Consider the following 24352-nt stretch of genomic DNA (forward strand, 5'->3'; position numbering starts at 1 on the left):
ACTGCTGATATTGTATGAAAAAGGGATTTTTTTTAAGACTATTTGTCCTGCTGATGCTGACATTTTTCATAGCAGAACAAGGCAAAGCACAAACCTACCAACGCACCTCACAAGGCATAAAAAGCACTGTGCAAGGTATAAATATAGATATTAGCTTCTTCTCTCCTGTCACAGTGAGAATCTTAAAATCGCCTGACGGCTGGAAGTATACCAAAGAAAGCTTGTCGGTCATCGGGCAACCGGAAAAAGTAAAACTATCCGTCTCTTCGAAAGGGGGTATATTGACTATCAAAAGCCATCAGCTTACAGTCCATCTCAACGAAGAGACCGGACAAATAACTTTTGCCTCTTCCGATGGAAAATCGCTGTTGCAGGAACAAAATAAAGGCACACGTTTTGATGATTTCAACGATGCCGGCACAAAAACCTTCAGCGTTTATCAATCGTTCACCTTAGAGAAAGACGAAGCTATTTATGGATTGGGACAATTGCAAAACGGCAAAATGTCGCAACGTAACCAGACCAAACGCCTTATCCAAGACAATCTTGAGGATGTGATTCCCTTCTTCCAGTCCGTCAAAGGCTACGGTCTCTTTTGGGACAACTATTCGCCAACCATCTTCAAAGACAATCAAGAAGAGACATCCTTCCTTTCTGAAGTCGGCGACTGCATTGACTACTATTTCATGTACGGCGAAAATGCCGATGGAGTAGTTGCCCAGATGCGCTACCTCACAGGACAAGTGCCCATGTTTCCATTATGGACATATGGATTCTGGCAAAGCCGTGAACGCTACAAAAGCCAAAAAGAGATTGTTGGCGTAGTGCAAAAATACCGCGAACTGGGTGTGCCCCTCGATGGAATTATCCAGGATTGGAGATACTGGGGAAGCAACTACCTGTGGAACGCAATGGATTTTTTGAACGAAGAATTCTCCGACCCCAAAAAAATGATGGAAGACATACACGGAATGAATGCCCACATTATCATCTCCATTTGGTCAGCTTTCGGACCACATACCAAACCCTATCACGAGTTGGATAAAGGGAACATGCTCTTCAACTTCCGCACATGGCCCGAATCCGGTTCCGAGAAGTGGCCTCCCAATATGGACTATCCATCCGGTGCCCGCGTGTACGATGCCTACCATCCGCAAGCACGCGACATCTATTGGAAGTACCTGAACGAGAACCTACGTTCTGTGGGTATAGACGGCTGGTGGATGGACTCTACCGAACCCGACCATTTTCACCCCATTCCTGAAGATTTTGACACGCCCACCTATTTGGGGTCATTCCGTAAAGTACGCAATGCCTACCCTTTAATGAGTGTAGGTGGAGTGTACGACCACCAGCGTGCCGTAACTTCGGATAAACGCGTATTTATCCTTACCCGCTCAGCCTTTGCCGGCCAGCAACGTTATGGTGCCAATACATGGACAGGAGATATCACAGCATCATGGGAAGTTTTGGAGAAGCAAATACCTGCGGGATTAAACTTCTCACTATGCGGCATTCCCCATTGGAACAGCGATATCGGCGGATTCTTCCTATGGCAATATCCCTTGATGCTGGATGACCCGGATTATCGCGAGCTTTATGCCCGTTGGATACAGTTCGGTACATTCTGTCCCATGATGCGGTCACATGGGGAAGGTGCTCCCAGAGAAATCTATCAATTCGGCAAAAAAGGCGAGCCAATATACGATGCGATTGAGAAATACATTCGGTTACGCTACAGTTTGTTACCATACATCTACACAACTGCCTGGGAGGTAACTGCCAATCAGTCCAGCTTCATGCGTGCCTTGGCAATGGATTTTGCCCACGATCGCAACGTGTGGAACATCCACAATCAGTATATGTTTGGCAAATCCCTATTGGTATGCCCTGTAACCCAACCCATGTATACCCAAACAGTTTCGGACACCATCCGTGTAGAAGATTTCAGTACCGTTAAGTCTATGCGAATATATCTGCCTAAAAATACGGAATGGTATGATTTTTGGACCAATCAGAAACACTCCGGCGGACAATATATCGTGAAAGATACCCCTATTGACATTTTACCACTTTATGTGAAAGCAGGTTCCATCCTGCCAATAGGTCCCGAAGTGCAGTATAGCACCGAAAAATCATGGGACAACTTGGAGATAAAAGTGTATCCCGGTTGTAACGGCGAATTCACACTTTACGAAGACGAGAATGACAACTACAATTATGAAAAAGGAATGTACAGCACCATTACGATGAAATGGAATGACCGTACTCGCATGCTCACTATTGAAAATCGGAAAGGAGAGTTTTCCGGTATGTTGAAAGAACGGAAATTCAACATAGTAACTGCTGATGGCGCAAAAAAGGCAGTGGCTTATAATGGGAAAAAAGTAACGGTTAAAATGTAATGGTTTCTAAAAACAGCTATTAATTTGCATTATGGAAATAAATACTCGTATGAAAAAATATCATCATTATCTTACCCTTTTAAGTTTATTTATGCTGCTCGGCATCCTGAAATTGCAAGCAGCGATACAACTCCCTGCCATATTTTCCAACCATATGGTGCTACAACGTAACTCAGAACTTACTTTCTGGGGATGGGGTATTCCGGGAGAAACAATTTCCATCGCCCCCGAATGGATGAAAGGAGAAATAATCAAAACCCAAGTCAATAATACGGGGAAATGGTCAGCCCGTGTACCTTCCGGCGAAGCCGGCGGACCTTATGAGATTCGTTTCAGCGGCTCGTCAGAAGTAACCTTGACCGATGTCATGCTAGGCGAAGTTTGGCTGTGCAGCGGACAATCCAATATGGAATGGAGCGCCAACCACGGCATAAAGAACGGAGACGAGGAAACGGCAAATGCCCATTGTCCCAATCTCCGAATTTTTCACGTGGCCAGAATAGCCGCCCCGTTCCCTCAAGAAAACTGTTTCTCGCAATGGACACAGTGCACGCCCGAAACGATGCGCAGCACGAGTGCCCTGGCCTACTTCTTCGGCCGCAACATCCAGGAAGAGCTGGACGTGCCGGTAGGAATCATCGTAGCCGCATGGGGCGGAACCACCGCCGAGACATGGACGCCCCGCGAATGCGTAATGAGCGACCCGGTCTTGTGCGACTATCCGTATGAATCCAATCCTTGGTTTCCGGCTGAAACAGGCACGTTGTACAACAGCATGATTTATCCCGTGATGCCCTACGGCATTGCCGGATGCATCTGGTATCAGGGAGAAGCCAACCAAGGCCGTGCCAGCTCCTACGCCCGGGTGATGCAGCGGCTGATAGGCTCGTGGCGTACCGGATTTAACAAGGAATTCCCATTCTATCTGGTCCAGATAGCCCCCTTCCAATACCACTCCAAAGACAACGGACCGGCACTGCTACGCGAGCAGCAGGCCATGTTGCCCGAAATGCTGGACAAGGTCAAGATGATTACCGTGTCAGATTTGGTGGACAATGTGCAGGACATCCATCCACGTGACAAAAGAAGCGTAGGCAAACGTCTCGCCAATCTTGCACTGGACGATACATACCATATATATGCAGGCCCCTATAAAAGCCCGGTCTTTGAAAGCGCCTGCCGCAAAGGCAACCATGTGACAATCTCTTTCAAAGACATAAAGAACGGACTGGCCGTACACGGGAAAAGGATAGAGGGGCTGATGATGGCCGCAGCCGGCCAGGAATGGCAAGAGGCCCGGGCCAGGATAGACGGGGGAAAGCTGATTGTCCCGGTAAAAGGAATCGAAAGCCCGGTTTCCATTCGCTACTGCTTCAGTGACGCTGCTCAAGGCAACCTTTTTTCAACGGAAGGCATCCCCTTAGCCCCCTTCCGGACAGACAGCATTGCCTCTTCTGAAAACATTCCGGTTTCTACAGACAGCGCTTTGGAAGAATCTTTTGAATTCTCGCCCAAGTTCTCTACCGGCAATGCCAATCCCCTTCTCGACTTCCAATACATGGCCGACCCCACAGCAGTGGTGCACGACGGCCGCATTTATGTGTACGGCACTAACGACCACCAGCAATATGATGTAGTGGGCCGTAACGGGAAAAACACCTATCAGCACATCCATTCGCTGACGATGGTCTCTTCTGACGACATGGTGAACTGGACTTATCACGGAGTAATCAATGTAAAGGCTCTGGCTCCCTGGGGAATGGCTTCGTGGGCACCTTCCATCGCTTCGCGCAAGGAGGCCGACGGCAAAACACACTTCTATCTGTACTACTCCAACAGCGGTTCCGGTGTAGGTATGCTGACCGCCACTTCCCCCGTGGGGCCCTGGACAGACCCATTGGGCAAATGCGTGGTAGACGGCAATACTCCAGGACTCGGCAAGTGTAAAGCTCCTTTCGATCCGGGAGTAGTCATCGACGACAAGGGCATCGGCTGGCTCTCCTTTGGCGGGGGCGACAGCGACGACTACATTCCCGGAGACGCACGCATCGTGCGGCTGGCAAATGACATGAAGACGCTGGACAGCGAAATAGTTGAAATAAAAGCGCCATACCACTTTGAAGCAAACGAACTGAACTATCTGAACGGCACTTGGATTTACACCTACAACACCAACTGGAAGAACCGGGATGCATGGCCCCACAAGGATATAGACAAGCCGAGCCGGTGCTGCATGAGCTACATGACGAGTCGCACGCCACTTGAGACAGACAGCTGGACCTATCGGGACAACTACTTCAAAAATCCCGGCGACTATGGCATGTCCGACAGCAACAACCATACACATCTGGTAAAATTTCAAGGGAAGTACTATCTCTTCTACCACTCACTGAGCTTGCAGGACAGCCGCGACCTCAAAGTGGGCGTCCGCAGTATCTGCGTGGAAGAAATAGAGGTGGACGAAAAGGACCTCACTATCCACATGGGCACAGCCACAGCCAAGGGCGTTTCACAAATCAAGCCTCTCGACCCGTTTGCGCAGCAACAGGCCGAGACCACAGCCGCCACACGCGGCGTTGCCTTTGAACCGACCGGACAGACAGGCAACATGTCTGCCGTAGGAAACAAGAGCGGACAGGCCATCTGTGTCCGCGGTGCGGAATTCCCGCAATCACCTCAAGCCATACAGATGAAGATAAAAGGGAAAGGCTCCATCGAAATACACATGGACAGTCCAGACGGTCCGCTCCTATCCACCTTGACCTTTGATACCGATACGTGGCAAACATTGACAAAGCCGTTGGACAAACGGATAAAAGGCAAACACGACATTTACTTCGTATTCGGGAACGGAAAGTTCTTATTTGACGAATGGAAATTCACAAAATAATGAATCCGTCGGCAGAATCTGCCCAGTATCTCTTCACCCTTGTGATGATATCGCTGCACAATTCGAGCCAACACACAACAAGCCAGCAAGTTACTTTGCCAGCGTTTTGCCACCATATTGGCAAAGTTTTGCCATGCCTTTGGCAAAACCTTGCCAACTTGTCGGCAAGAAAGACAAAAGCAACATCGCTGTCCGCAAAGAGGCGGAAGCACGTCCTCAATATAATTCCGCTAACGGGAAAGAGACAGATTAGTTCCATTAACGGGCAGAAGTTTTAAAAAATGGGAAGGATTTGGCACAATAGTTCTGCGCAAATTCTCATTTATCGAACAAAAATTGTATTTTTGCCTGCGACTGAAAAATCAGTAATATCATAGAATAGACAATTCCCGAACAAATATGAGCGAAGATTTTGAAGCACCGAAAGATGATTTGGACAAGGAACTCCCGGCCGGGAGCGAAGAACACTCGGATTACAAACCTGCGGACGCAAAGGATGCCAATATAAAGCACCAACTGAGCGGCATGTACCAGAATTGGTTTCTGGACTACGCCTCATACGTTATATTGGAACGTGCCGTACCCCATATCATGGATGGTCTGAAACCCGTACAGCGGCGTATCCTCCACTCCATGCGCCGCATGGAAGACGGGCGCTACAACAAGGTGGCGAACATCGTGGGACACACCATGCAGTTCCATCCTCACGGTGATGCTTCTATCGGCGATGCTCTGGTACAACTGGGACAAAAGGACTTGCTCGTGGATTGCCAGGGAAACTGGGGTAACATTCTGACGGGTGACAGCGCCGCTGCCCCCCGTTATATCGAAGCACGTCTCTCCAAGTTCGCACTGGACGTGGTATTCAACCCCAAGACCACCGAATGGAAACTCTCTTATGACGGGCGAAACAAAGAACCGGTTACACTACCGGTAAAATTCCCACTGCTGCTTGCACAAGGTGTGGAAGGTATTGCCGTAGGCCTGTCATCCAAAATATTACCACATAACTTCAATGAGCTGTGCGATGCTTCCATCAGCTATCTGCACAACGAAGAATTCAAGCTGTACCCCGACTTCCAGACGGGAGGCAGTATCGATGTATCCAAATACAACGACGGTGAACGTGGCGGTGCGATACGCGTGCGCTCCAAAATAGAAAAGATAGACAACAAGACACTTGCCATTAAGGAAATTCCTTACGGGAAAACGGTGGCCAGTGTATGCGACTCCATCGTAAAGGCCAGCGAAAAAGGAAAAATCAAGATACGTAAGGTAGAGGACCTGACATCCGGCAGTGTGGAAATATTAGTGCATCTAGCCCCGGGTGTATCATCCGACAAGACCATCGATGCCCTCTATGCCTTCACCGACTGTGAAGTGAGCATCTCTCCCAACTGCTGTGTCATCGACGACCAAAAGCCCCACTTCCTCACCGTGAGTGATGTATTGCGCAAATCAGTCGACAACACATTGGCACTGCTACGCCAGGAACTGGAAATCCGTAAGGGCGAGATACTGGAAAGCCTGCATTTTGCTTCACTCGAAAAGATATTCATCGAAGAACGCATCTACAAGGATAAGGAGTTTGAACAAGCCAAGAATATGGATGCCGCCTGCGAGCATATCGATGAGCGCCTAACTCCCTACTACCCGACTTTCATCCGCGAAGTGACCAAGGAAGACATCCTCCGGCTGATGGAGATAAAGATGGCACGTATCCTCAAGTTCAACTCCGACAAGGCAGAGGAACTGATAGCACGTATGAAGAAGGACATAGAGGAGATAGACCGCCATCTGGCAAACATCGTGGAATATACCGTCGACTGGTTCCGTATGCTGAAGGACAAGTACGGCAAAGACTTCCCCCGCCACACGGAACTGCGTAACTTCGACACCATCGAGGCAACCAAAGTCATCGAAGCCAACGAAAAGCTGTACATCAACCGCGAAGAGGGGTTCATCGGAACTGGATTGAAGAAAGACGAATTCATAGGCAACTGCTCGCCCATAGATGACGTGATTATCTTCTTCCGCGATGGAAAATATATCATTACCCCAGTGGCCGACAAGAAGTTCGTAGGCAAGAATATACTTTATGCCAACATTTTCAAGAAGAACGACAAACGTACCATCTACAATGTCTGCTACCGTGACGGCAAGGAGGGGACAAGCTATATCAAGCGTTTTGCCGTCACTTCCGTGGTGCGTGACCGCGAATACGATGTGACGCAGGGCACCCCCGACTCCCGTATCACCTACTTCACCGCCAACCCCAACGGCGAAGCCGAAATCATCAAGGTAACCCTGAAACCCAATCCCCGCGTACGCCGCATCATCTTCGAGGAGGATTTCAGCAATATCAATATCAAGGGACGGCAGGCCATGGGAAATATACTCACGAAACTCCCCGTACACAAGATAGCCTTGAAACAGCGCGGAGGCTCCACCCTGGGCGGACGGAAAGTCTGGTTCGACCGTGACGTGCTGCGCCTCAACTACGACGGTCGCGGAGAATATCTCGGAGAATTCCAGAGCGAAGACACCATCCTTGTCGTACAGAACAGCGGAGAGTTCTATGCCACCAACTTCGACCTGAACAATCACTATGACGACGGCATACGCGTATTGGAGAAATACGATCCGAACAAAGTATGGACCGCCGTACTCTACGATGCCGACCAGCAGAACTATCCTTACATCAAGCGTTTCTGCTTCGAAGCAACCGCCCGCAAGCAAAACTATTTAGGAGAAAACAAGAACAGCAGCCTCATTCTGCTGACAGACGAGTGCTACCCACGTTTAGAAGTGGTGTTTGGCGGTCACGACAATTTCCGAGAGCCGATGGTGGTGGAAGCCGACGAATTCATCGCCGTGAAAGGCTTCAAAGCAAAAGGCAAGCGCCTAACCACCTATACTATAGAAACCATCAACGAACTGGAGCCTACCCGTCAACCGGAACCCTCGCAGGAAACCGAAGAGCAGGAAACGGATGAAGAACCGGAAATTCTGGACCCCGACCACGGTAAAAGTGAAGGGGACATACTGGACGAGCTGACAGGACAGATGAAGCTGTTTTGATGAAGAATGAGAATGAAGGATTAGGGATTGGCTGACGATTACTAATTTGTAATTGAGAATTTAATATGTACGTATACAAGATAATAATCCTATGCGGACTGCTCTTGGGAAGTGTCGGACTGAAAGCACAAGAAGCACAATGCAGCATCGACCGGAAGCTACGGGCTGACTCCACCAACCGTAACCGTATTATCACCCGTGCCACCATGTATGGTGTCGGCTTCACCAACGTGTTCGACACTTATCTTTCACCTCAGGAGTATAAGGGAATCGATTTCCGTATCTCCCGCGAAAGCATGCGGATGACACGGTTGATGGACGGCAACGTGTCTCTGCAAACTTTCTTCCAGGCAGACTTGGGATATACACACAACAAAGTAGACAATAACAATACATTCTCCGGACTGGCCAACTGGAACTACGGCCTGCATTATAATTTTCCAATCACGGGCAATTTCAAACTGCTTGCCGGAGGAGTCGGCGACTTCAACGGTGGCTTTGTCTATAATCTGCGCAACGGAAACAACCCCGCCCAAGCACGTGCCTATATCAACCTTGCCGCATCGGGAATGGCTATTTGGGACTTGCGCATCAAGAACCGTCCCATCACACTACGCTATCAGGTAAATCTTCCCTTGGCAGGTATCATGTTCATGCCCAACTATGGACAGTCCTACTACGAGATATTTACGTTAGGACATTGGGACGGAGTAGTGAACTTCACCTCCCTGCACAACCAGCCCTCTCTGAGACAAATGCTGACCGCAGACTTTCCGGTGGGACGTGCCCGGATGCGTTTCGCTTACATATGGGACGCACAACAGTCCAAAGTAAATGAAATAAAGACACATACTTACTCGCACGTATTCATGGTGGGGTTCGTAAAGGAACTCTATCTGTTTCCTAACAAGAGAAAGTAAAAAGTGACAAGGTGATAAACGATAAGATGATAAGGATAATGTGCATGAAAAGAAGATATATTTTAATAATTTGGAGTATCCTACTCACGTTATTGCCCCTATTGAACGGATGTATTCGTGAGGAAGAGTTCGACAATACCCCACAAGGCAATTTCGAAGCCTTGTGGAAAATAATAAACGAACAGTACTGCTTCCTGGACTACAAGCAAATAGACTGGGATGCCATCCATGACAAGTACCAGCCACTCATTACCCCGGGAATGAGTTACGACGGTCTATTTGAAATATTAGGTAACATGCTTGCCGAGTTAAAAGACGGACATGTCAACTTGTACTCTTCTTCCAACATGGCGCGCTACTGGGACTGGTATCTGGATTATCCTCGTAACTTCAACGAAAGTATCATTGAAAAGTACCTGGGAAGAGACTACCGCATTGCTGGAGGCGCCAAATATACCATATTGGAGGACAACATAGGATATATCTATTACGGTGATTTCTCCAGCGGCATCGGAAACGGCAACCTGGATGAGATTCTGTTATACCTTTCCGCTTGTAACGGCCTGATTATCGACGTGCGCAACAATGGTGGCGGCAACCTGACAAACGCCACCCGAATGGCACAACGCTTCACGAATGAAAAAGTACTGACGGGATATATTCAGCACAAGACCGGCAAAGGCCATAGCGATTTTTCAGATCCGACTCCCATTTATGTGGAACCTTCCAACAGTATCCGCTGGCAAAAAAAGGTAATTGTCCTGACCAACCGTCATTCCTATAGTGCAACCAATGATTTTGTCAACTCCATGCGCTGTTTTCCCAATGTCACCCTGGTTGGTGACAAAACCGGCGGCGGGTCGGGCCTGCCATTCTCTTCGGAACTGCCCAACGGATGGGGGGTACGCTTTTCTGCCAGCCCGCACCTCGATGCCCAAAAACAGCATATCGAGTTCGGCATCGACCCGGACAAGAAAGTGGATATGAGCAAAGAAGATGAGAACAATGACTTGGACACCATCATTGAGGAAGCAAGAAAAATACTGAAAGTGACTTTCTAAAACGACTTTATCTACAAAACAATTTGCCAAAACGAAAATTCTTTCTATCTTTGCTCCCGCTAATCGGAATTATTCCGCGGATGTGGCGTAATTGGCAGCCGCGCCAGACTTAGGATCTGGTGCCGTGAGGCGTGTAGGTTCGAGTCCTATCATCCGCACAATCCCTATAATAAATTTCAAAAGACAAACAACTAAGAGGGGAGGATATTCATTAAGAAGCATCCTCCCTAACCGCTTCAAGTACCTTTTTTATCTCATCAAAACACAATATTTAGAATACTTATTGTATCTTTGCTTCCAAGAAACACTTCGATTAACCTGAAAAAATGAAACAAAATACGATAAGACCGATGCTTTTCAAGTATTGGGTAGTGTGCCTTCTATTGTTCATCCTCTTCATCCAGGCCAGGGCTTCTTCCTTCATGCCCGCCGTCACCAACTATCTTGCCAAAGACTATGAAGCCGGTTATCAGAACTGGGCATGTGCGCAAGGCAGCAACGGCGAAATGTATTTCGGCAACAGCCAGGGGCTCCTGGTATATGACGGTTATCGCTGGACTCTCCACAAAGTGCCGGGGAACCATATTGTCCGTTCGGTGTATGTGAAAGAAGACCGTATCTATGTGGGGGCATTCGAGGAATTCGGCTATTTCAAGTATTCGGAGGCAGGCACTCTCCGGTACCATTCTTTGAGCAAATTCCTGAAAAATTTCCCCATGGAGAACAACGAGATATGGAACATTGTAGAGCTGGACGGTCGCATCTACTTCCAGTCGTTCAGCGCCTGGTTCTCCTACGACGGGAAGATGGTACACGCTTTCCGCAACAGACAGCAACAGCCGCTCTACTTCTACACCCAAAACGGACATATCTACACACAGATGATTGATGAGGACTTCTATGAATTCGACGGCAAGGATTTCCTTCATCTCTTCCCCCGCAGCCAAGTGAACGATGACAATGTAGTGGCATTACTGCCCGACGGGGACGACAGCTTCCTGATGGTCACAGAGAATAACGGATTGTTCCGCTACAACGGTGACATCACCCCCTGGAAAACAGACATTGATGCAGAGCTGAAGAAACAGCGGGTGAACCGCGCCGTCATGACCAATGATTCCATATTCATGATAGGTACAGTCTTGAATGGCATATACGCCATCGACCGCAAAGGACATTGCCTCTGGCACTTCAATCTGGATAACCGTCTGGACAACAACACAGTCCTGGGCTTGTTCTGTGACAAAGACAACAACGTATGGGCAGCATTGGACGACGGCATCGCATACATCCACCACAACTCACCCGTCATGCTGCTGACTCCTGCCAACCATGAAACCAAACTGGGCATGGTGTACGACATAGCCCACCGGGGCGACTGTTTCTATCTGGCCACCAACCAGGGCTTGTACGAATACCACCAGGTTACCGAGAATCTGCGCCTGCTTCCCCATACTGAAGGACAGAACTGGTATGTGAAGGACATTGACGGGCAACTCTTTGCAGGCAACAATGCCCATACCTTATTAATAGGCGAAAAAGGGAATGTTTCCGTCATAAGCAATACCAACAGCAGTACGTGTCTGATAAAGTGCACCCTCTATGGCGAAGAGATACTGTTGGAATCATCCTACGCCAATTTGCGTATCTATAAAAAGAAGAACGGGCAATGGACCTTTTCGCATGTCATAGACGGCTTCATTGCACCGGTCATGCACTTGGAGGTGGACCAAAGCGGTGTCATCTGGGCTTCACACATGTATCAGGGAGTCTATAAAATAGTCTTGAGCGATGACTTGTCGGCTGTAAAAAGCGTACGGCACATCTCCCATTTAGGCTCGGAATATATCATCGGCCCTATCCAAGTAATGAAAATGCGAGGACGTATCGTCTTTTCCAGTCCCAACGGCTTCTATACCTATGACGACATCACCCGGCAGATTATCCCCTTCCAAAAGCTGAATGCCATTCTGCCTTACATCAGGAATGCTCATTCTGTGGTATCCGTCACGAACGACCGCTTCTGGCTGTCCGGTTCACATGAGTACGTACTGGTAGAGTACGCAGAAGGAGAGTACATCGTGAAGCAGCGCATCCTCATCGAACTGTTTGATTCTCCATGCATAGAGAACTACAACAATGTGTTCGTCGACAATGACGTTGTCTATTTTAATCTGAACAACGGAATCGCCAGTTACAGCAAAAACACAGACAGCCTCAGTCCTACTCTGGAGTCCGCCCTCTCACTGAGCTCGGTCACTGCTTCCTCTTCCGATAAAAAGGAGAAACGCCTGCCTCTGTCTGGAAATGTCGAACTGGAAAGCAATTACCGGGATTTGCTGTTCTCAGTAAGCCTGCCGCATTACAATAAATTGTCCGTACATTTCCATTATGTCCTGCAAGGAGGACAAGGCATGGCGCTGACATCGGACCTGAAAGAGCCCGAAATCCGCTACGGTAGCCTGGATTACGGAGAATACACATTCCAGGCAGAAGCCTATAATGATTTGGGACAGAAAATCGGTGAGGTGGAATATCATTTTGCCATAGCCCGCCCTTTCTACCTCTCCTATTATGCCTTTGCGCTCTATCTCATAGTTCTCACAGCGCTTGTCTACTTTTTCTCCAAGTGGCGCGCCAACCGTGCCATGGAAAAGAAACGGAAGGAGTATGAGGCAGAGCAGGTGCAGCAGAACATCAAGATGCGCGAGCAGGAGCATCTGATAACTCTGCAGCAACAGCAATTGCTGGAAGCCGAGTTGTCGGCAAAGAGTAAAGACCTTGCCAGCATGGCACTGGGTGTATTTGCCAAGAACGAGGTCCTGGAGAAACTTCGTACTGTCGTACAAGAGTCCCTGGTGAAAGGGCAATATGGACGCAAGAACCTCGAATCTCTGCTGAAGCTCATCAACGAAAACATCGAGACACAGGAATTTTGGGATGTATTCCAGAACAATTTCGACCTGATTCATGAGAAATTCTTCCGTAATTTGCGCGAACGTTATCCCAGTCTTACCGCTACCGACCTCCGTTTTTGTGCGCTGCTGCGCCTGAATCTTTCTACGAAAGACATTGCGCAAATGACCAACCTCACTATCCGGGGAGTAGAGGCAGCACGCTACCGTTTGCGCAAGAAACTGGATATCCCCGACGGAACGGGATTAGTGGATTTTCTCATCGACTTGAAATAAAGCGGCTACAAATCATTCAATCATAACAAACTGATTATTAGAAACAAGTAACACGAAAACGTAGTAAAACGGTACCCATTTTTACCCTAAACGTATTATCGTGGTAGTGTTTTTTTTTTGCCTTACTTACCGTAATTACTTCCTTTGCCGGCAGAATTATTAACTCTTAAATTTAGTTTATGAGAAGGCAAACTTTATTTCTTCTATTCATGATTTTGTTCTCATTGCCACTGACAGTTTTGGCACAAGGAACAAAGACAGTTAAAGGAACTGTTGTTGATCAGAACAACGAACCGATTATTGGAGCCACGGTTGTAGTAAAAGGCTCTACTATTGGAGCAGCTACCGACCTCGACGGTAACTATGTACTGAACGGCGTCCCCGAAGACGCAACTCTCGTATTCAACTATTTGGGCATGTTGCCGCAGGAAATAAGCGCTGCCGGACAATCCGTCATTAATGTAAAGCTACGTGAAGATGCACAACTACTGGAAGAAGTTGTTGTTATCGGTTACGGTTCGGCCAAGGCGAAAGACCTGACGGCCCCGATTGACGTTGTCAAAGAGAAAGAACTTATCAATGTTCCTACCTCCTCCCCGATGGCAGCATTGCAGGGAAAGGTACCGGGTGTTAACATCATCAATTCGGGAACGCCGGGCGAAGGTCCTAAAGTGACCATCCGTGGTATGGGTTCCTTCGGTGACACTTCTCCTCTCTATGTAGTGGACGGAATGTTCTACGACAACATCAACTTCCTGAACAATTCCGACATTCAGGACATGACCATCTTGAAAGACGCATCCGCATCTGCCATCTACGGTGTACGCGCCGCCAACGGTGTTGTAATCATCACCACCAAGAAAGGAAGCCGCAACCAGGATGCCAAGATTACCTATAACGGTTATGTAGGTATTCAGAAAGCCACCAACCTGCTGGAGATGTGTAACTCTCACGAGTATGCCACCATGATGTTGGAAGCCAACCCGGAAGCTTACCGGTCGATTTTCGAAAAGTCAGTAGCCGAATTCGGAGGCAATATGGAAAACCTGCAATTCAATGCCGATACCAACTGGTATGACGAACTGTTGCGCACAGCCATGATGACCAATCACAGCTTGAATATCTCCGGTGGTACGGAAAAAGCGACCTACTCTGCCGGCATGAGCTATCTGGCACAAGACGGTATCATGGACGTGGAAAACTACTACCGCCGCTTGAACTTCCGTGCCGCCCTTGACTACGAAGCCCGCAAATGGCTGAAAGTAGGCTTCAACGGCGTATTCAGCAACTCGCAGCAGCAGCTTCCCAAGAATGCCGCATGGCAACAGGCATACAACACACCGTCTATCATCCCGGTGTATGATGACCGCCGCGACGATGCCGTGTTCCCTAAGAAGTACACATCGCCCGAGCAGGTGGGCCTGACCAACAACTTCAACAATCCGGTAGCCACTGCCAACTATTACGACAACCGGAACGAGACCTACCAAGTGCTGACCAACTTCTATGCACAGCTCAACCTCATCCCCGACAAGCTGAATATACGCAGTAGCTACAGCTACGACTACTCAATGATTCGCGGTTCTGAGTTCACTCCTACCTACTATGTAGGCACCAACCAGAAGAAAGAGGTTACCGAACTCACTAAAAAGAACACTAACTACTACAAATATATATGGGACAACGTGGCCACTTATACTGACAAGTGGGGCAAACACTCCTTTACCGGTATGCTGGGTGCATCCATGCGTCAAGAGCAATACCGCCTGCTCGAAGGTACCGCCACCAACGTGCCCGAAGGTGAGGACGTGTGGAAATACATCGCACTGGGCAACAAGGAAGGCGCTACGGTGAAAGACGACGGCTGGAAATACCGCGGTCTCTCCTATTTCACCCGACTGAATTACAACTACAACGACAAGTACATGTTGATGTTCACCTTCCGTGCCGACGGCTCGTCCAAGTACAACGACAAATGGGGCTACTTCCCCTCCATCGGTGCCGCATGGGTCATCTCCCAAGAACCGTTTATGAAGAACCAGAATATCTTCGACTACATGAAGCTGCGTGCCAGCTGGGGTAAGCTGGGTAACGACAAGATTGCTGCCAGTGCAGGCTTCGCAAGCATACAGAACGTACAGTCCGTATTCGGTCCCAATACCGCCATCGACGGATTCATCAACACCACCAACTTCAGCTGGCTGGGTTGGGAAGTAGTGAACGAAACCAACGTGGGCGTCAACTTCAGTACACTGAAGAACCGCTTGAACGCCGACATCGACTGGTACTACCGTCTGACTGACAACGCCGTGATTTCACCCAAGCTCCCGATGAGTGGCGAGCTGCTGGCCGGCAACAACGGACAGATTCTGAATACCGGTATCGACCTCTCCTTGAACTGGAACGACAAGATTGGCCAGGACTTCAATTACAACATCGGCGTCAATCTCTCTTATCTGCATAACGAAGTGAAAAGCCTAAAAGGAAACATGAAAATCATCAAAGGCGGAAAGACCGTGAATATGGTGGGCGAGACGATGAACTCATTCTATGGCTACAAGGTCATCGGCATCTACCAGACTCCTGAACAATGTGCTGCCGACCCCATCGCCGTGGCCAACGGACTGGAACCCGGCGACTTCATCTACGAGGACGTGAACGGCGACCATGTGATAGACGGAAACGACAAGCAGGTGTTGGGCTCATACGTGCCCAGCTTTACTTATGGCTTCAATGCCGGATTCTCTTATAAGAACTTCGACTTCAGCCTCACTACCTACGGACAAACAGGCGGCGAACTGTGGAACCGTAAGCGTGCCCTGCGCTATGCAGCCGACTACTATAACTTTGACCGTGCACAGTATGAGAACCGCTGGACGGGTGCAGGCTCTACCAACGAACATCCGTCGGCCAAGGCTCTTCTCAAAACCTGGAACAAATCAGACAGTAACAACGCTTCCTATTTCGTAGAAAGCTCCGATTACTTCCGCATCCAGAACATCACGCTGGGCTACTCGTTCAAGAACTTGAAGATAGGCAGCTACGTGATGCCGGGACTCCGCCTCTCATTGACGGCCGACCGCCCCTTCACTACCTTCAAGGCCAACAGCTTCACACCTGAAGTGTCGGATGCCGAAGGTTGGGATACCGAAGTATACCCTCTGACTTCAACCTATACTTTCGGAGTGCAAATAGATTTCTAAACCCTAAAACGTAAAACAATGAAATTCTTAAAGAAAACATTCGCATATATACTTCCGGCCATGATGGTACTGGGAGGAGCTACCGCTTGCACCGATTTCATAGAAATCGATCCGGAGAACAAAGTTCCCGAACAAGGCGTGGACTTTACCAACAAGAACAATATGTACCAACCCGTAGTGGGTGCCTACTCCAAAGTACGCACACAGGGCATGCACTGGTGCAACGCACTATTGATGTTCACCCGCGACGGTGACGTGTGGTCGGGCCGTACCGATGACCAGGGCGATGCCGTGGCCTTCGGACGCAAGTTCAACTACAACAACTCATTCTGGGCACTGAACCAGGTATGGATGAACTTCTACGACATCATCCGCATCACCAATGCCGCCCTGCAAAGCCTCGACGGTTATGCCGAATATCTTGCTGCAGGAAGCGAAGATTACAAAACCTACGAATCCTATTGCGGCGAAGTACGTACCATCCGTGCATGGGCTTACTATTGTCTGGTGACCAATTTCGGTCCCACCGTCATCTACCGTGACAACCTGCAGACCGATTTTCGCCGTTCTACCGTAGAGGCCGTATATAATTATATGCTGGAAGATTTGAACTACGCCATCGACAAACTGCCCCGCATGCGTCCCAACCAGATGGAACACAAGGGAGCCGTGACAGCCTTCACCGCCCAAGCATTGGCCGCCCGCATCTATCTGCTGAAAGGAGACTATGCACAAGTGGAGACACTGACCGATGACATCATCAAGAACGGTGGATTCCGTCTCTACGACGACTTCTACCAGCTGTTCAAAATTCCCGGAAAGTTGTGTGACGAATCTTTGTTCGAATGCCAGGTAACAGACTACGGCAATGGTTCTGGCGATTACCTGGGCGTAGACCAATGGTTCAATTTCCAGGGTCCGAACATGGCAGAGAGGTATGATGAAGTAGTGAACGCAGACGGTACCATCAGCTACAAGCAAGCCGAAGGCACCAAGTCCATAGGCGGCTGGAATTTCATAGGCTATGAACCCGAGTTCGTGGCATGGGCCGAAGCCCGTGGCGAAGGTGTGCGTGCCGAAACTTCTTTCCTGAAAGCCCTGAGCAAGACGCGCGAGGGTTGGCAGGTAGGTCCCACATCGGCCACCAAGACCGACTGTTGGAACGGCAAAGGTTACCTTCCCTACAATCAGATGACTCTTCCACGTACGACCTACGGAGCCAACAACAATGTGCGTATCATCCGCTATGCCGAAGTGCTGCTGATGAACTCCGAAGCCAAAGTCAGACTGGGCAAGGATGGAGACGCAGGCTACAACGAAGTGCGCCGGCGTGCAGGCATGAGCACCAAAACCGGTGTTACCCTGAAAGACGTGATGGACGAACGCCGGATGGAGCTTTGCGGCGAATGGTGTGCCCGTTATGTGGACTTGGTGCGTACCGGCGATGCCGCCACCGTACTCGGTCCCAAAGGATGGACAGCAGAAAAGACTTATTGGCCCATACCAGCCAACCAGTTGGACGACCTTCCCGACCTGAAGCTGGAACCCATTGACGGAATTGCCGAATAAATCCGCTCCAATATGGTAAAAAGATTCCTAATCAGTTGTGGAATAGCCTTTGCCGCTCTGACGGCAAAGGCAACCCCTGACGATTCCATCAAAGTGGTGAAGGGGCAAGTCAGTGACTATTATATCACTGTAACCCAAGACCGTATCGTAAAAGGACACGTACTGGACACCAACCGCCAGCCACTCACAGGCGCCACAGTCATGTTCTTCGCAAGTCCCATGCACAATACCACTGCCCACGACGGCAGCTTTGCCATCAAAGGAGCGAAGAACGACGTGCACCTGTATGTCTACTATCCCGGGAAAAAGATAGTGAACAGAATCCTGGCACTGGATGAAACCGATATTGAGGTAGTGATGGAAGAAGAGGTACACAAGGCAACCGCAATCCGCCGTCCCGCCCAGGCGACCCGGTGGTATGACCCACAGGCGCCTCTGTCGCGCACCTTCTGCAATCCGATGAACATCAGTTACAATTTCGAGCCTTTCAACAACAATGTGCGTCCCAACGGTTCGTTCCGTTCCTCTGCCGACCCGATGGCGGTGGAATACAAGGGAGAATACTTTCTGTTCTCCACCAACCAGGGCGGTTTTCACTATTCCAAGAACCTGGTGGATTGGGATTTCGTTCCTGCCGGCTTCCAACGCAAGCCTACGGACGACGACCAGTGCGCACCGGCAGCCTATGTAAGCGGTGACACGCTGTTCTATACCGGCTCCACCTACGAAGGCCTTGCCGTGTGGTACAGCACACACCCCAAAACGGGACGTTTCAAACGTGCCATCGAAAAGAATGTGCTTCCCACATGGGACCCCTGCATGTTTCTGGACGATGACGGCAGACTGTATATGTATTATGGCTCCAGCAATGAATATCCGCTAAAGGCGGTGGAACTGGACCGGAATGATTTCTATCCCATCAGCAAGATTCACGACGTGATGATGCTCCGCCCCGAAGAACACGGCTGGGAACGTTTCGGCATGAACAATGACGATGAAGTGACACTCCGCCCATTCACAGAGGGCGCTTACATGACCAAACACAATGGCAAATATTATTTCCAATATGGTGCTCCGGGCACTGAATTCAAAGTCTATGCCGATGGCGTATATGTTTCGGATTCCCCGCTGGGCCCGTTTGTCTACCAGAAGCATAACCCGATGTGCTACAAGCCGGGCGGTTATGTGCAAGGTGCCGGTCATGGAGGCACGTTCTGCGACGTGAAAGGCAATTACTGGCACGTGGCCACCTGCATGCTCTCCCTGAAGTACAAGTTCGAACGCCGCATCGGTCTTTATCCGGTGGCTTTCGACAAGGATGGTGTCATGTATTCGTCCACTGCCTTCGGCGATTATCCCAACTGGGCAGAACCGATGGACGTAAAGAACCCTGCAGAGCGTTTCACGGGATGGATGCTTCTGTCCTACGGCAAACCGGTGGAGGTATCATCTACGGATAGCATCCATGCAGCTTCCAACCTGACGGACGAAAGTATGCGCACCTACTGGGCAGCCCGTTCCGGCAACCCCGGCGAATGGGCGGGGATAGACCTGGGCAGCACAAAGAATGTACGTGCCGTGCAGTTGAACTTCTACGACCATAAAGCGGTTCAATACAACCGTGCCATGGATATTTATCACCAATACCGTATTTTTGCTTCCGAAGACGGAAAAGAATGGACATTGGTCATAGACAAGAGCGACAGTGACAAGGATTGTCCGCACGACTACATCGAGCTCAACGAGCCGTTGCGTGCCCGTTATCTGAAATACGAGAATGTGCACATGCCTACGGGAAATGTCGCCTTGTCCGGCTTCCGCGTCTTCGGGAACGGTGACGGCGATGTCCCGCAAGCCGTGAAAGGACTGACTGTGAAACGTGACAGGAAAGACCGCCGGAATGCCCTTATCTCCTGGCAACCCGAAGCAAGCGCCTATGGCTACAACATCTACTACGGCACCGCCGAAGGCAAGATGTACAATGCCATCACGGTACTGGGACAGACGGAATATGACTTCCGCGGACTGGATGCGGACACGGACTATTACTTCACTATCGAGGCGCTGAACGAAAACGGCCGCTCGCCATTGTGCAAGACGACAAAAAATTAAACACAAGAAATAAAGATATGAAAAAACCAATAATGATACATGTGCTGGCTTTGTTCCTGATTTCCACATTGGCGGGCTGTGCATCCTGCTCTTCCGACTTGAAGGAAAACGGGAAAGAGAACGGAAAAGAGGAAAAGCCCGACACAGAGGAAGTACGTCCCGAATCATTCGCTTCGGATGACGAAATGCTTGATTACATCCAGAAGGTACATTTGAACTACATGTGGGACGGTGCGGAACCGACCTCCGGACTGGCACGCGAACGCATCCACCTGGATGGGGATTATCCCGAAAAGGACCAGAATGTTGTCACCACCGGCGGCAGCGGATTTGGTATAGCCGGACTGCTGGTAGGCATCGAACGCGGCTTCATCCCCAGGGAAGAAGGCGTGAAGCGCCTGACCAATATTGCCGATTACCTGAAACGCGCCGACCGCTTCCACGGCGTATGGCCCCATTGGTTGTACGGCCCTACCGGTAAGGTGAAACCTTTCGGACAAAAAGATAACGGCGGAGACTTGGTGGAAAGCTGCTTCCTGATGCAAAGCTTGCTTTGCGTACGCCAATACTTCCGCGACGGCAACGAGCAGGAAAAGGCGCTGGTAGAGAAGATTGACCAATTGTGGAAAGAGATGGAGTTCAGCTGGTATCAGAATGGCAAGGATGTCATCTACTGGCACTGGTCTCCCGAATACAACTGGGAAATGAACTTCCCGCTGGAAGGCTACAACGAAGCATTGATTGTGTATGTGCTCGCAGCCTCCTCCCCCACTTATCCCGTTCCGGCTTCAGCCTACCACAACGGCTGGGCACGCGGCGGCGGCATCAAGTCCGACTCTGCCCCCTACGGCCTGCCTTTGGAATTGAAACACAACGGAGCCGAGAAACTGGGCGGTCCCTTGTTCTGGGCACAATACTCGCACATCGGTCTGGACCCGCGCAACCTGAGCGACCGCTATGCCAACTACTGGAACGTGGTGCGCAACCATGCCCTCTCCAACTACCGCTACTGCGTGGAGAATCCCAAACAATACAAAGGTTACGGCGAGGACTGCTGGGGACTGACCGCCAGCTACTCTACCAAAGGCTATGCAGCCCACTGCCCGGGCGACAACGACCATGGTGTCATCACACCGACAGCAGCCTTGTCCAGTTTTCCCTACACACCGGAGGAATCCATGCGTGCACTGAAGTATTTCTATTCCAAAGGCGACTGGATTTGGGGCAAGTACGGATTCTACGATGCCTTCTCCGAGGGAAGTGACTGGACGGTGCCTCGCTATCTTGCCATCGACCAATGCACCATTGCCCCGATGATTGAGAACTATCGTTCCGGCTTGTTGTGGAAACTCTTCATGAGCTGTCCCGAGGTTCAAGAAGGATTGCAGAAGCTGGGATTTAAGGCTTAGGGATTTACGATTTGACGATTTACGATTGAAGTTAGTATGCGACATGATGGAGCAGCTAAGCTTAAGTTGAATTTCTATATCACTATTCCCCTCCCCCTTCAGGGGGCCGGAGGGGATAATCAAAATTATATCATATGAAGAAATACACATTATTAGCAGCCTTGGCTTTCTCTGCCCTCACCGTGACGGCAACGCCCAAAGAAAACACATCCCAAGGCAATCCGCAGGAGATGGATAAATTCATTACGGAGCTGATGGGCAAAATGACGCTGCACGAGAAAATCGGTCAGCTCAACCTGCCGGTAACGGGAAACATCGTCACCGGACAAGCCAAGAGCAGCGACGTTGCCGGTAAAATCCGCAACGGTGAAGTCGGAGGTCTGTTCAACCTGAAAGGCGTGAAGAACATCCGCGAAGTGCAGAAACTTGCCGTAGAGAACAGCCGCCTGGGCATCCCCTTGCTGTTCGGTATGGACGTGATTCACGGTTACGAAACGGTATTCCCCATCCCCTTGGCACTCTCGTGCAGTTGGGACATGGAGGCTATAGAGAAATCGGCCCGTATCGCCGCCATTGAGTCGAGTGCAGACGGTATCTGCTGGACGTTCAGCCCGATGGTGGACATCTGCCGCGATGCCCGTTGGGGACGTGTATCAGAAGGCAACGGTGAAGACCCCTTCCTGGGTTCAGCCATTGCACAAGCCATGATTCGCGGTTATCAGGGCAAGGATATGAGTGCCAACAACGAGATAATGGCTTGCGTAAAGCACTTCGCACTGTATGGCGCCGGAGAAGCCGGCCGCGACTACAACACGGTGGATATGAGCCGCAACCGTATGTTCAACGAATACTTCCCTCCCTACAAGGCTGCCGTAGAAGCCGGTGTGGGTAGCGCAATGACCTCCTTCAATGAAATTGACGGCGTACCCGCCACTGCCAACCACTGGCTGCTGACCGACGTACTGCGCAACCAATGGGGCTTCGACGGCTTCGTGGTGACAGACTATACAGCCATCTCCGAAATGATAGACCACGGAATCGGCGACCTGCAGGAAGTATCCGCACGTGCCTTGACCGCCGGAACAGACATGGACATGGTAGCCGACGGATTTATCGGCACACTGGAAAAATCCCTGAAAGAAGGCAAAGTGACTGAGGCCGACATTGACAAAGCCTGCCGACGCATCCTAGAAGCCAAATACAAGCTGGGACTGTTTGCCAATCCGTATAAATACTGCGACGTGAAGCGTGCCGAAAAAGAAGTGTTCACTCCCGAACACCGTTCCATCGCCCGCCAGATTGCCACAGAGACATTCGTGCTGCTGAAGAACCAGGACAACCTACTGCCCTTGCAACGCAAAGGCAACATCGCCTTGATTGGCCCGCTTGCCAACACCCGTGCCAACATGCCGGGCACTTGGAGTGTGGCAGCCACAGCAGACAAATACAGCACCCTGCTGGAAGGTTTCAAGAATTCTGTCGGCTCCAAGGCCAACATTCTCTATGCACAAGGTAGCAACCTGATGTACGATGCCGACTACCAGACACGCGCCACGATGTTCGGCCGTGAACTGCCCCGTGGCAATGACCAAGAACTGCTGGACGAAGCCCTGAAAGTAGCCGCACAAGCCGATGTCATTGTAGCCGCCCTCGGCGAGTCCTCCGAGATGAGTGGTGAGAGCAGTAGCCGTTCCGAACTGGAAATGCCGGACGCACAGCGCCACCTGCTGGAAGCATTGCTGAAAACGGGCAAACCCGTAGTATTGGTATTGTTCTCCGGACGTCCCGTAGTGCTGACTTGGGAGAATGAAAATGTTCCTGCCATCCTGAATGTATGGTTCGGAGGTAGTGAAGCTGCAGACGCCATTGCCGACGTAGTGTTCGGAGACGTTTGCCCCAGCGGTAAGCTGACCACCACTTTCCCGCAGAATGTGGGCCAGTTGCCTATGGCATACAACCACAAGAATACCGGCCGTCCTCTGAAAGAAGGCAAATGGTTCGAGAAGTTCCGCAGCAACTACCTGGATGTGAGCAACGACCCGCTGTATCCTTTCGGCTATGGCTTGAGCTACACCACCTTCCAGTACAGTGACATCACGCTCAGCTCCAAGCAACTGAATGCGGACGGCAAGCTGACCGCTTCCGTAACCGTAACCAATACGGGCAACTACGATGCAGATGAAATCGTACAGTTCTATATCCGCGACTTGGTGGGCAGCATTACCCGCCCCGTGAAAGAGCTGAAAGGCTTCGAGCGCATCCACCTGAAAAAAGGCGAAAGCAAGCAGGTGACCTTCACCATTACCCCCGAATTGCTGAAGTTCTACAACTACGACATACAGTATGTATACGAACCCGGCGAGTTCCATGTAATGATTGGACCCAACAGCCGCGATGTAAAGACTACGAGTTTTGAGTTGAAATAGGTATAGTTTTGCTTTTAGGTAAGAGGGCAGTCCGCGAAAACCGGGCTGCCCTTTTTTAACACCGTCACCAAATCTTTTTTGCATT

11 protein-coding genes and 1 tRNA gene are annotated in these 24352 nt (G+C 50.0%); all 12 read left to right on the forward strand.

Annotation, left to right across the window (positions count from 1 at the left end; translation table 11 throughout):
* The first annotated feature begins 14 nt into the window (after positions 1-14).
* Positions 15-2405, forward strand: a complete 2391-nt coding sequence (locus EYA81_RS07065; RefSeq protein ID WP_008662737.1) for a TIM-barrel domain-containing protein — start codon at positions 15-17, stop codon at positions 2403-2405.
* A 49-nt stretch (positions 2406-2454) separates the two neighbouring features.
* Complete coding sequence (locus EYA81_RS07070) at positions 2455-5295, forward strand: family 43 glycosylhydrolase (protein WP_227186678.1); 2841 nt, start codon at positions 2455-2457, stop codon at positions 5293-5295.
* Positions 5296-5694: 399 nt separating this feature from the next.
* Entirely contained in the window at positions 5695-8376 is a 2682-nt protein-coding gene (locus EYA81_RS07080) for a DNA gyrase/topoisomerase IV subunit A (RefSeq protein ID WP_131225565.1), read from the forward strand.
* A 65-nt stretch (positions 8377-8441) separates the two neighbouring features.
* Entirely contained in the window at positions 8442-9296 is an 855-nt protein-coding gene (locus tag EYA81_RS07085) for a DUF3316 domain-containing protein (RefSeq protein ID WP_131225566.1), read from the forward strand.
* 44 nt (positions 9297-9340) lie between these two features.
* Entirely contained in the window at positions 9341-10357 is a 1017-nt protein-coding gene (locus tag EYA81_RS07090) for a S41 family peptidase (protein ID WP_117990841.1), read from the forward strand.
* 76 nt (positions 10358-10433) lie between these two features.
* A tRNA-Leu gene (locus tag EYA81_RS07095) sits at positions 10434-10515 on the forward strand.
* A 168-nt stretch (positions 10516-10683) separates the two neighbouring features.
* Entirely contained in the window at positions 10684-13548 is a 2865-nt protein-coding gene (locus EYA81_RS07100; RefSeq protein WP_005830320.1) for a hypothetical protein, read from the forward strand.
* Positions 13549-13727: 179 nt separating this feature from the next.
* Positions 13728-16751, forward strand: coding sequence for a TonB-dependent receptor (locus tag EYA81_RS07105; protein WP_131225567.1), 3024 nt, complete (start codon positions 13728-13730; stop codon positions 16749-16751).
* Between the two features lie 18 nt (positions 16752-16769).
* Positions 16770-18320 (forward strand): RagB/SusD family nutrient uptake outer membrane protein, encoded by a 1551-nt coding sequence (locus EYA81_RS07110; RefSeq protein ID WP_005830324.1) that lies wholly within the window; start codon positions 16770-16772, stop codon positions 18318-18320.
* A 12-nt stretch (positions 18321-18332) separates the two neighbouring features.
* Positions 18333-20432: a family 43 glycosylhydrolase gene (locus EYA81_RS07115; RefSeq protein WP_131225568.1), complete on the forward strand. Its 2100-nt coding sequence runs from the start codon at positions 18333-18335 to the stop codon at positions 20430-20432.
* Positions 20433-20449: 17 nt separating this feature from the next.
* The gene (locus EYA81_RS07120; protein ID WP_057256304.1) at positions 20450-21841 is read left to right on the forward strand and encodes a glucoamylase family protein; all 1392 of its coding nucleotides are present in this window, start codon (positions 20450-20452) and stop codon (positions 21839-21841) included.
* Between the two features lie 134 nt (positions 21842-21975).
* The gene (gene bglX / locus EYA81_RS07125) at positions 21976-24267 is read left to right on the forward strand and encodes a beta-glucosidase BglX (RefSeq protein WP_131225569.1); all 2292 of its coding nucleotides are present in this window, start codon (positions 21976-21978) and stop codon (positions 24265-24267) included.
* The last annotated feature ends 85 nt before the right edge of the window (positions 24268-24352 follow it).

Source organism: Bacteroides sp. A1C1, assembly GCF_004328515.1.
GTDB classification, from domain to species: domain Bacteria; phylum Bacteroidota; class Bacteroidia; order Bacteroidales; family Bacteroidaceae; genus Bacteroides; species Bacteroides uniformis.